This window comes from Cryobacterium sp. PH31-L1, assembly GCF_030063145.1.
Classification (GTDB): domain Bacteria; phylum Actinomycetota; class Actinomycetes; order Actinomycetales; family Microbacteriaceae; genus Cryobacterium.
This window is the reverse complement of the sequence record NZ_JASISM010000006.1, coordinates 198,882-210,607: the sequence shown is the minus strand read 5'-3', so window position 1 is coordinate 210,607 and position 11,726 is coordinate 198,882. Positions and strand designations below refer to the sequence as shown.

Below are 11,726 nucleotides of genomic sequence, written 5' to 3'. Positions count from 1 at the left end.
GACACGCACCGGATCCCGTTGGAAAGCCCGAGGAATTGACCCTCCCGCGTTTCTCCCTCCCATCGTCGACGACGGTTAGGATGTGAGCCAAAAACGACGGTGAAAACTGAGCCACCCGATCACGATTGATGGGTGCTTACGGTGGAAGAGTGGGCTTTGGTTCGGCGTTTTCATTTGAGTGATGGATTGTCCAGCGCGAGATTGCCCGGCGGTTGGGCCTCGCGCGGAACACGATCGCGAAAGCGATCAGGTCGGAGAAACCGCCCAAGTATGAGGGCATCGACCGATCGTCGGGAATGCGGAATCTGGAGCCGCGGATTCGGGAGTTGTCGTCGCAGGACGCGCGGATGCCGGCGACGGTTTTGGCCGAGCGGTCGGCGTGGACGGGGTCGATCACCTGATTTCGGGAGAGCGTGGCCCGGTTGAGGCCGGAGTATGCGCTAGCGGACCCGGCCGACCGGCTCACGTTCGCCGCCGGGGATCAAACCCAGTGCGACTTGTGGTTCCCGCCGGTATCCCGTTGGGCGCGGGCCAGACGGGGTCACCGCCGGTGCTGGTGATGGTGTCCTCGTATTCGAGAGGCAACGCCGGCGATCCGGCCGACATTGATAAGAGTGTTTCCTCGATCGGGATCCACCAAGCTCTCGAGATGCCACCCGTAGGAAACGCGTAGATGCCTGGCAGTCCGGTTAGCTCCGCGAGAGTCCGGGCCGCGGATTGCTCCTCAAGGATGTCTGCTTCGGCTTCTGCGGCTGGATCGACTTCGTTGCCACCACTCTCCACTGCATTGATATTCCCTTGAAGGAGCCTGAAGGCTTGAGGCGGCAAGGAGTCGTGACGAACTAGGGATTTCAGGCTGGACAAACCCCCCCCACTGCAGCACCCTCCCAGCGTCCGCACGCGACGCCACATGATGCCCTGTCTCGCTCAGCCCACTCCTCAGCGATCTCGTTGCGTTCGGGTTTTAAGAGTTAGAGCAGTCGGAGAGGAGACCGAAGGCGGCATTTGCGATCCGTTCACCACCGCGACTTACGCACTGAAACCGTCCGTTCGGCCTCATACCGACGTATCGAGGAAGGGTCGATAATGAATATAGGCTCCGCCGCGGCCCCGAATGTGAGCCTCCAAAGCTCGGACTCTTCCTTGTCCGGTTCCTTAGTTGAACGCATCGGCGTGTCAGGACCGTAGAACAGTACGATGTTCTTGCCGTCAGGTACTACGCGGGACTCCCATGCAATGCCGTCCAGCTTCGCTTGCGTGCCCCACCGCAGAAACTCCGTGACGACCTGAGTTGGCGCGTAATCGACTGGGTGCTTACCGTCGAGGATGACTGGCTGCGTGATGGCATCACGGAAGAGGTCAAAGAACGCGATGAACGGATATATCGGACCGGCACTCTCATCGAAAATACTCGGCCGCACTGGTACCCGCGTCAGGTCGAAGATGCGCAATGGCTGTTGGACCGTGAACTCCCCCACTACTGCTTCGTTGTATGCGCTGTGCGCGACCACCTCGGCACAAGCGGTCTCTTCCTCCATCGCGGCATAGAAAAGTGAAATGCCCTGCGCATTCATTCGGCCCGCAGCTGCGCTCCCCTGGGGAGCTGGGCCAAGCTTCTTGGCTGGATCCTCCTGGACTTCCCTCTCCAATGCCCCAGCGTCGCGTTCAATTCGGGCTCTATAAATACGCGCTCCGGCTTCTAGCACTTGCACTAGACCCGTCGTCTCATTGACGATCCCCGAAAGCGCCGTTAGGAATGTGTACAGATCCTCAGGCGGTGTGGGTTCCTGAGCGTGACCAGACCGAGGGGCAAGAACGAGCCGTGAGGTGTGCTTGACGGTGTCGGCGAAGCTCGACCAGCCGAACTCCACGTAGGAAACGTTATCGAGCCTTATCCAGATTTGTGGCTCGTGAATCAGTTCGGCGACTGACTTGACTATTGAGTCCAGAAGTGAAGCCGGTAGGGAATCGTCAAGCATGTTGTAAACGACCTCGAGAGTGTCGAAGTCCTGAACAGATATCTCTCCGTCCATGAAAGGTGCGTTGACCGCGTCCTCGTAAAACCGTACAGCGACCTCGGCAACTACTGCCGCCAAGTGTTCAAGATTAACGGCAATGGCCGCTGCGCCATTGGTAGACGTTCGCGGGCAAAACGAACAGACGTGTTCTGCGACATCCGGCGCCAGACGTGCCCTGAGATATTCGTCCTCAATGTGGTCAAGACAAACGCTCTTATTTGTCCAGCCGATAGGTGGAAACTCCATCTGCCCATGATCGCATGGGAACTAGACGCTGGCGCGAGGCTTCGATGTGCAGGGTGCGGGTCACGGTGTGTCCCGTGATTCGTGCGTCATCCGACATGATGTTTCCTTCACTGTCCAGCCGTCGTCGCCACCGACTACGAGAGCGCCCGTCGATGAACCGATTGGTCGACCACGTCGCGAGATTCGAGCGAGATCATTATGTGCAGGCCCGCGATGCGGGCCGCGGTCCGAGCATCCGCTTGGGTCAACCTGCTCGTGGGCACGCGCTCGATGACCTCCTGCAGCGCAAGTTGCACCACCAACGACGCGGCCGGCACCCGCGGCACGCCCAGATGTGCCCGCGCCCGGTTCTCCATCTCTGCCTTGGCTACCAACCGCCCACTGTATTGGTGAAAATGCACCACAATGGCCTTCACAAGCACATCCATCTGATCCTGCCGCTCCGCCCGAAGCGCCTCAGCCTTAGTGCTCCGCACGGCCGCGGCGACGTCGCGTCCGGTCAGTAGGTCGACCCGGCGCATCCGCTCTGCGACGATCTCGACGGCGCGGGCGTAGACGACGTCCTCCACCGACACCGACGGCAACCCAACGCGCGCCCGGGATGACACGTAGGCGTCGGCGAATTCGCGCATCCGGTCGCCGTTCTTGAGCATGTGCTCGGTGAGCGATTCGGCGAACACGGTGAACTGCCGCAGATGCTCGGGCCGTGACGGGTCATTGAAATACGCGTCGGCCTCGCGCTCGTTGGCTCGGCGCTCCGCAGCGGTCGAAACGTGAATGCGCTTCGGCGGGAGCCCTGCCCGACTCAGGCTGCGCTTCAGTCGACGCGCGGAAGCGTTGGCCTCTAGCTCGGCCTGGTAGATCTCCGGGACGCTGCGCCGGTTGCGCTGCAGCTCGGCACGGCGCTCCTTGTTGCGCTCGGCCCACTGCCGGGTGATCTGCTTCGTGCGCTCAGGGTCAGCATCCCGCCTGGCCGCGGCCCGGGCGTTCACCTCCTCGCGGTGGGCCTCGTAGTAGCGGGTAAAATACTCGCGTACCTTCTCGCGATTCTCCGCCACCCACCGCTGCTGGTACTCACGCCTACGCTCCGGATGCTCCACCCGCCAGCGTTTCGCCCGCTCCCTCCCCAGCGCCCGCACCTCCGCCTCGCGGTGCCGGCGAGCCACGGCCCGACGCATCGAGTCTCGATTGAGCTCCCGGGCCCGGTCGAGATGTTCCGACCGCCAAAGACGATTGAGCTCGCGGATCCGGTCACGATTCGCCACCACATACTGACGCCGCTTCTCGGCCTCTTCATCAAGAGACGGATGCTCCGCCAGCTCCTTCCGCAGCACGGCACCTTCCTCAGATGGGTCCTTCATGATCGCGGCTACTCGGCAGGCGGCGGGGCCAGCTCGATGACCAAAGCAAGCAGTTCAGAGCGATGCGCGGTCGGATTCGTGATCACACGCCCGACCACGACGCGGAGCCGCTCGGCATCCTCGTTTGCGATTCCGGCGACGGGCTCCAGGCAGTAGGCGATGTCGTTCTGCAGTTTGCGACCGTCATCGTCGACAGCAACCTCCGGATAGTAGAACAGCGCAGCCAGCGCTGCGCGGCCGAGCAGGTCGTCGAACTGCTCTTGCGGGATCGTCATAGTGAAGCCTCCTGTGCGCGGACGGTGTGTGAGCCAATCATGCCGCTACCAGGAGGTACGCCGGCTGTGACGTGGCGTCAGCCGCGGCTCGACACGAGCACCGGCTCGTCGAAAAGCTCGACGCTGTCGGCGATCAGCGCCCGCGTCATGCGACGGCGCGCCACGGCTTCACGAACACGTACCGCGATCAACTTCAGCAGGCTGATGGGCCCGATCAAAACAAACTTGAGTGTGTTCCACAGAAACAGCAATACGAGCAGGTTCAGCCAGCCCGTACCACCGGTTTCAATCTGGGCTCGGCAATAGACAGCAGCAAGCGCATATGGAACGGCGAGCAGCATCGCTGGCACCCCCCACTTCAGCCCGCGCCGCGTATTGATCGCGTCGATCACGATGGCGGTCGGTATGAACCGGCGCAAGAAGAAGTAGCTGCGGGCAGTGGCGGCCAGGATGAGTTCGAACATGGCGCGGCCTTTCAGATGTTCGGCAACAAGAACCTGAAGGGACTGAAAGTCATACCATCGCAACGGGCGACGGCGCGTAATAGAGGTTGCCTGCCAAAATTATAGGACTGGATACCCACAAGAGAAAGAGTTCCGCACGCCAATTCACAACGAATGCTCCCACGCAGTCCCCTATGGGTCACGCACTCCTGCGCAACAAAATTGCTGGATGGCAGAACGGGTGAGTGCACGTATCCGTCTGTGCGCCGATATGGACACCGCGTTGGACTTCTTCCGGGCTCGGGGTTTCGAGCACCACAATTTTGTCACGGCAGTCGGGACCAGCTCGCGGAATCGCCAGGATGGTTAGGCTGTCACGCCGAGGTCCTTGCGCATTTCGCTCAAGACGTTTTTACAGAGGATATCTAGGTCCTCAAGATACTTTCGACCAGGAAGTCCTCGAAATATTCCATCAGTTTCGAGCTGCAATTTTATCTCAGCCATGTACTCGTCAGTGCGAACGCGGAGCGCCTCGTACGCTTTCACCGCAGCTGTGGAGCCGATAACCCTGAGCTCAAATACGTGTCGATCGAGTTGGCCGCGGATCTCGACAACCGCAAGAAACGCCTCGCCTGCGAGTCGGTCGCTCTCAGGATCATCACCGCCCCGCGGCGTATGAATTACGACGTCGCGCATTTTATCGCTCAGCTGGAAGGCGGGCTCGATTGCAGACAGGTATGCGTTCGATTTTCGTTCATAGCGTTGAGTGGACTCAGCGTTTAGTCGTGCACGCCGGCCTGTCAATAGTGAACCGAGTATTACCCCAATGACTCCAGCTAAAGGAGTGGCAATCATCTGAACCAAGTCGATGAGAGGTTGTCCCACCGTGGCAGCGGCCGCAGGCGGTGCCAAAAGGGCAAACCAAGCCAAACGAATCACCACTTATTTCCCGGTTGCTCGCGATCCGATTCCAGAGGATGACTACCGCCTTGACCTGCTCGCAGAGGATTTGAACCCGCAGGTCTGGAGACCGTTCCGAGACACCTGGTCACGCTGAATATCCCTCAGTAACGTGTCGGCTGCGTTCGAATGAATGCCACCTTGCACAACCTATGGCGAGGAGCCCTCTCCTTTTCATTGGGTGAAATTCCAACAGCGAAGCAAATTCAGTCATTGAGTACATCTCTCGGTTGGGAGCAAAATGGTTTTCGTACTTTCTCACACGGCGCACGAAACTTCTAGAGTCGCAGGGCAATGGTGCGCGATCACAACAGCCGAAGTGATCCCGCCTCCTTCGCGATCGGCGTATACGATTTAGACTGAAAGTTTGTTTGCAGCTGATTCCCTGGCCGGAATTATCGCACTCGCAGTGCGTCTGGGTGAATCATCTGAATTAACAGATTTCAGACGCCGTGCTGCCTCGAGCGCGGCACGAGCCCGAGCAGCATCGAGCTTCTGTGCCGTCGATTCCGGTGCCGCACCGAGCGGCAGAGCGCCGGTGATGCAGTAGCGGTCTCGGTAGGCCGCGACAGTGAATCCGTTCTGCTGCCACCTGGCGGCGGCCGATCCACGCGGCGCGGAGCCGAGCGCTCGAGTCCACGGTTCCCCCGCGAGCAACGCCTGGTCGAGCACGGCGGCCGCACGCGACTCGATCAGGTCGGCGCGCTCGGCCAACGCCTGGTGCATGGCAGCATCCATCGGACCGATAGCACGAGGGATCAGCCCGGCGACAAGACGAGGCACCCGGCGCGTGCGACCTGCCCCGGTATCTCGCGCGACGACCGCCGCGACCCTGGCACGCAGCACCGCCGCAATATCCTGCGCATCCTCAAACCCGCGGGCCGCGACCACGCGCGGCAGCAGGCTCGCAACGTTTACGAAGTGGGCCTCGGCTCGACGCAGCTCCGCGGTCAACGGACCGAAGGCATCCGAATGGACCACATCCAAAGCCTGCGAAGGCGAGAGACCGCTCGCCCGCACGACCGCCGCCCATCGGTCGTGCTGCGCGGCCGCCGCGAGGGTCTCGTACTCCGCCGCGAGTTGCGCCACCGATCCCCAGGCATCCTGCTCGGCCGCGAGAGTCTCGTGTGCGGACAGCTCGGCGCCGACGTGCTGCAGAATGCCATAGAGGATGCTGCGCGCCGTCACATCCGCAGCGTCACCTGGCCGCGGCCCCACGTGCGCAACATTGGGCCGGTCGACGGCGACGTAGACGGTGTTCGCCTCGCGACCCCGCGTCATCGCCACGTACAGGTTCTCGCGCGGCGTGCTCGGCGCGACAACGACGTGCGCGGTATCGGTCGTTATCCCCTGCGCCCGATGCGAGGTGACCGCGTAGCCCAGCTCCACATACTGAGCGACGTACGACGCGGGCAGCAACACCGTGCTCCCCCACCGTCGCCCCTGCCGCCGCACCTCAACCGAACCATTCCGATGCACGCCGATCACGTTCCACCGGTCGCCGTTGCGCACCCAGCTACGCGACGCGTACAGCCGCCGGTCGTTCCTCCGGGTGATGACCGTGTCACCGACAGCGGCGCGGGTTCCGTCATGCAGGGCGACTTCGCGCAGCGCGTCGACCCGACCCTCCAGAATCAGTTCGGTGCGAGCTCGCACGTTCAGCGCTTCGACGGCCTCATTCGAGTCGCTGATCAGCACGGTCGACTTTCCCGAGCGGATGTCCACACGCCACGCCTCGTAGGCAGCATCCGCCATCTCCTCGGTGCTGCCATCATGCAGACGGTCATGCGCGGCATACCGGTCGATCACGTCGGGGTTGCCCTGGCGCAGCCCAAGGGATGCGGTCTTCTCCCACTCGTGCACGAAGCGGTGCACGTCGATGAGTTCGGGCGCATCCGCTCGATCGTGCACGAGCAGCGAGAACGCACCACCTGCATCGACCGACTGCAGCTGCGCGTAGTCGCCGACCAGCAGCACCTTCGCGCCGACTGAAGCCGCCAGCGCGGCGATCCGATCCAGCGGCAGCGTGCCGGCTAGGGATGCCTCGTCAATGATCACGAGCTGCCCGGCCCGAAACGAGGAGCCCTGGTCGACATGGGTCTGCCACCATTTCGCCAGGTTCTCGGTCGCAATGCCGAGATCCGTCGCCAGCACCGTCGCGGCGGCAGCCGACGGCGCGAGCCCGACGACTGATCCTGCTCCATACGCTGACTCCCAAGCCCGCCGGAGCAAATTCATCGCTGTCGTCTTGCCCGCGCCGGCCGGCCCCACCAATACATCGATCACGCGGCCCGAGCCAGCGACGGACCTGAGCGCCGCGATCTGGTCGTCGGCGAGCCGCCCACCACCCGGCAACCGAGCACCAGCGGCCGTATCGAGCGCCACTCGCGGCGCCGTCACAAGCGCAGCCCGCTCGAGCAGCCGAGCTTCCGCGTCCAGCAACTCCGTCGACGTGAACACTTCGGAATGCTTCGGCCGAAATACCGACGTCCTATCCTCCCGTTGAAACTCCAAAGGGCTCACGGCGAGCTCTGGCGGCGTGAGGCGCAGGGACGCGCGCTCGGCAGCATCCACTATGAGGCCGACGACGGCCACCCGATCGGATGCCGCCGCGAACCGGTACGGCATCGTTTGGCGTGCGGCCTCGGCCTGGAGATTCCAGTGCCGCCAGGTGGCACGCTTCTCGCTGACGGCCGTCATCACGCTCAGCCCGAGCGTATCCACGGCCTCGCGCGGTAAGTCCTCGGCACGCAGCAGCACTGGCGACGACTTGGCGACCGGCAACATTTCGTGCCTGAGCACGCGTGAAGCACGTTCCCGCCACGCCGCCGTGAGATCCGCCAGCGAGTGCACCTGCTTCGCCGGCCGTGTGGCGAGCGTGGCCTGCGCGCGCAGCTTCATGATCGTCACCGGCCTCGGACGTCGCCCGTGACTGGTCACGTACTCCTCGATCAGCCGGTCGGTCTCGACATCGATGTGCCGAACACGCGTCGAGAACTCCGCAACGAGCGCCTCCGGCACGCACGCCAGAGCCCACGCCGGGTGGCGATCTCGCCCCCGCTCCCGCCTTTCCCACTGCACGCCGAGCGATCGCGTGAGCTCGTCAGCGAACAGACTCTCGTGTAGTTCGGAGAGCGCCACCACGGCCTCGTGCATCGGCCGGCCGTCGAGCGAGCGCCACTTGCCGTCGAGCACGGTCTGCACCTTGTTGCTGATCACGACGTGCGTGTGCAGGTGCGGATCGCCGGCCCGGCTGTCGAAATGATCAAACGCCGTCGCGATCAGCCCGGTCACATCGACCTGCGCCACCGCACCGCCCTGCGCCGTCGTGCCGGTGCGCGTCGCCGCAACCTCCCGCTCCATGTACGCCAGCACCTCGGCCACCGCCGCATGGTGGGCCGCCACGATGCGCTCCCTCGTGGCCGCGTCACCCACACCCCAAAGGATGCTCGCCGACTTCGGAATCGAAAACGTAAAGTCATACCCCGCAATTGCCCGCCGCCGCTTCTCGTCCGGCTGTTCCACAGCGGATGCCGCAGCCCGTTCGGTGATGCCGTCACCGTCGGCGGGTGGCCGGTCCAGGGCGCGGTCGGCGGCAGAGCGATAGACCGGGTACGCGCGCCCGAGGGGTTCGCCCGTTACCGGGTCGCGCCCCAACCCGATTAGCAGCTGCAGCTGCGCCTCGGTGACCTGATCGCCCTCGACGATGAGGCCGCCGCCGAGCCCGGGAAGGCCGCCGCCCATCCAGCGGCCAGGCGGTGTGCCCTCCGCGGTGTAGTACCGGGTGAGCGGAGTCAACATCGAGCGGTCGCCGTCGCTGGCGGCGACGGTGCGCAGCAGGTACTTGTAGCCGTCCCCGGCACTCATCACCCGCATCGACACCGTCATCGCAGCCACCTCCGTCATCATGACGAAGGTGCGCCGCGACCCTCAAAAGGCTCCGCTTGGACGCTTCGGCGGCACAGAAATCCAAGCGATGCGGGGCCAATAGTGTCTCGGTCAAGCGGATTCAGGCCGCCGCCCGTATGAGGACGCCAAGCCCAACCCGGAGGCGACAACCCTCGGGAGCACGAACCAGGAACGAAGCAGGCGGGTGATGCAGGTGCCGGGGTCGGTGGCCACGGACTCCTGACGTGTGGACGCCCGCAGGCGCCGAGGACCTCGACACGGACCACCGCTGGACGCTTGAGACCGGTCCGACTGCTGCCCGATGTGGGGGTGACCAAGCGGACAGCGCGTATCGCGGCTTTGGACGAGGCAACGGGTGATCCCTGCCATGCTGGGCGCATGGAAACTTTAGACGTTGTGGTCGAACAACCGCACCTTGCGACGCTAGCCAAGACACCAAAGGTGGCCTTGGCTGAGTTGATTTGGAATGCAATAGATGCGGATGCCACCGCCATCGCTCTTGAAGTGGAGTTCGGTGCCCTCGGTGGGATCGAGAAACTAACTGTCGCAGACGATGGTACTGGCATCGCACCCGACGACCGAAAGCAGACTTTTGGGGCACTCGGGCATTCATGGAAACGCTTGACGCAACAGAGCCCAGGTGGGCGGGCATTGCACGGCGCAAAGGGTGAGGGACGTTGGGCTGCGCTCGGCGTCGGCAACTCGGTTCGGTGGACAAGTATTTCGGACAGTACAGCCGACGGACGCGTGCGATTTTCGATCACGGCCAACAGCGCTGAGCTCAAGCAATTTCGCGTATCTGAACTCTCTCCCGCACCCGATGCCTCAACCGGCGTCACGGTCGAAATCGCAAACCTGACTTCGCGCGGGGCGTCGTATGTGCAATCCGATGCTGTCATCGAGGATTTGCTACCAACGTTCGCGCTTCAGATCGAGCAGTACGGCCTCCAGCTCTCTTGGCGCGGTCATCAGCTGAGCGTGGAAGCGCTCAAGAAAGATCAGATTGACATTCCACTTCTGGTCGAAGGAGTAGACGGTGCGATAACGGTCACCGTGATCGAATGGAAGTCCGCAATGCGTCGTCACCTTTACTTATGCGACGCTTCAGGGAACTCGCTGCATGACATGAAACCCAGCATTCATGCTCCTGGCTACAATTTCACGGCTTATATCAAGTGGTCCGGCTTCGCCGATGACGTCGACATGCTGGCTCTGGAAGATGGCGCTCCCGAGCCTGTCAAGTCGGTGATTGAAGCATCTCGCGACGCGTTACGGCAGCACTTTGCCGCCAAGGACGATGAGCGTTCTGCCCGCCTGATCAGGCAGTGGAGAGATGAGGACTCATATCCATTTCGAGAGCCCCCGAAGAATCGGGTGGAAGAGGCAGCCCGCGGAATCTTTGACATCGTCGCCGTTGCGGCTGCACCCATAGTTGAGAAGACAGACTTCGCAGCCCGCAAACTGTCCTTAGAGCTCTTGAAAAATGCTGTGGAGACGAGCCCCTCTAGCGTTCGTCACATTTTGGAAGAAGTCCTTAATCTGACTGCTGAGGAGGCCGACGAGCTCAGCGACCTCATCAAGAAGACTTCCCTGGGGGCGCTTCTACGCGTAGGAAGTCAGGTTGTCGGGCGCCTAGAATTTCTCACCGGGCTAGAGGAAATCATCAATGACTCCGTTCTAAAGAAGCTGGTGACTGAGCGCCGCCAGCTCCACCGTATCCTCGCCGAGGAAACCTGGGTATTTCGCGAGGAGTACGCGCTGACTGCGGACGACACCACCCTGCGAACAGCCCTAAAGGCCCATACCGGTCTTTTGGGACGACATGACTTGGCACCGGGCGACCTCGACTTGCCCGTGATGGATGCAGACGGGCGCATCGTCGTCGTGGACATGATGCTCAGCCGAGTCATTGAACAATCTCGTAATCACCGTGAGCACATCGTGATTGAGCTCAAGCGACCTTCAATCTCAATTGGACAAGAGCAACTTGCCCAGATCGAGAATTACGCTCAGACGGTTGCAGCCGACACAAGATTCGCAGCCATTGACACCGTCTGGGAGTTTTGGATCGTCGGAGACAAGATCGACGACCGCATAAAGCACAAGTTTGGTCAGGGCAATTTGCCTGACGATGTCTATCAAGACTTTGAGCAAGAGGGGCACCACATCACAATCCGGGCAGTCACTTGGGCCCGAATTATCCAAGACGCTCGCCATCGAATGACTTTCGTCAAGGACGCTCTTGGCTACGACCCGAGCTCTGAGGCCAGCATCGACTATCTGCGGCAACGACATGGCAAGGTGCTGCCTTCAGTACTCATGCCGGCCGCCGACATGACGGCGCCGACCGCCTCCGAAAACACGCAGGCAGCGGATGCTCGGCAGGAGCAAGGTACCTTCATGACCGTTTCTGGCTAGGGCGGGGGCCCGGCGCAGAAGACACGCGCCTCGTTCCAGTACCTCAGACATACGCACCGTGGCATCCCGCTCAAACCATTCTAAAAAATTGCCCCG

8 protein-coding genes are annotated in these 11,726 nt (G+C 62.2%); 1 reads left to right on the top strand and 7 read right to left on the bottom strand.

The annotated features are described in order from the left end of the window. Window positions 1-136: 136 nt before the first annotated feature. The 7 genes from QMF22_RS13480 to mobF all read right to left on the bottom strand — a co-directional run bounded on the left by QMF22_RS13480 (window position 137) and on the right by mobF (window position 9,191). Entirely contained in the window at window positions 137-397 is a 261-nt protein-coding gene (locus tag QMF22_RS13480) for a hypothetical protein (protein WP_283454444.1), read from the bottom strand. 619 nt (window positions 398-1,016) lie between these two features. Beyond that, window positions 1,017-2,264, bottom strand: coding sequence for an RES family NAD+ phosphorylase (locus QMF22_RS13475; protein WP_283454442.1), 1,248 nt, complete (start codon window positions 2,262-2,264; stop codon window positions 1,017-1,019). A gap of 134 nt (window positions 2,265-2,398) precedes the next feature. Then, on the bottom strand, window positions 2,399-3,625 hold the full coding sequence (locus QMF22_RS13470; protein WP_283454440.1) for a hypothetical protein: 1,227 nt from the start codon (window positions 3,623-3,625) through the stop codon (window positions 2,399-2,401). An 8-nt stretch (window positions 3,626-3,633) separates the two neighbouring features. Further along, complete coding sequence (locus tag QMF22_RS13465) at window positions 3,634-3,900, bottom strand: hypothetical protein (protein WP_283454438.1); 267 nt, start codon at window positions 3,898-3,900, stop codon at window positions 3,634-3,636. Window positions 3,901-3,977: 77 nt separating this feature from the next. Further along, window positions 3,978-4,364: a sulfate permease gene (locus QMF22_RS13460; protein ID WP_283454436.1), complete on the bottom strand. Its 387-nt coding sequence runs from the start codon at window positions 4,362-4,364 to the stop codon at window positions 3,978-3,980. A gap of 345 nt (window positions 4,365-4,709) precedes the next feature. Next, window positions 4,710-5,285 carry a hypothetical protein gene (locus tag QMF22_RS13455; protein ID WP_283454434.1) on the bottom strand — a complete coding sequence of 192 codons (576 nt, stop codon included), beginning with the start codon at window positions 5,283-5,285 and terminating at the stop codon, window positions 4,710-4,712. A 372-nt stretch (window positions 5,286-5,657) separates the two neighbouring features. Further along, window positions 5,658-9,191: a MobF family relaxase gene (gene mobF / locus QMF22_RS13450; protein ID WP_283454432.1), complete on the bottom strand. Its 3,534-nt coding sequence runs from the start codon at window positions 9,189-9,191 to the stop codon at window positions 5,658-5,660. Window positions 9,192-9,521: 330 nt separating this feature from the next. Here mobF and QMF22_RS13445 point away from each other — a divergent pair, with 330 nt between their 5' ends. Further along, window positions 9,522-11,630 (top strand): ATP-binding protein, encoded by a 2,109-nt coding sequence (locus QMF22_RS13445; protein ID WP_283454430.1) that lies wholly within the window; start codon window positions 9,522-9,524, stop codon window positions 11,628-11,630. The last annotated feature ends 96 nt before the right edge of the window (window positions 11,631-11,726 follow it).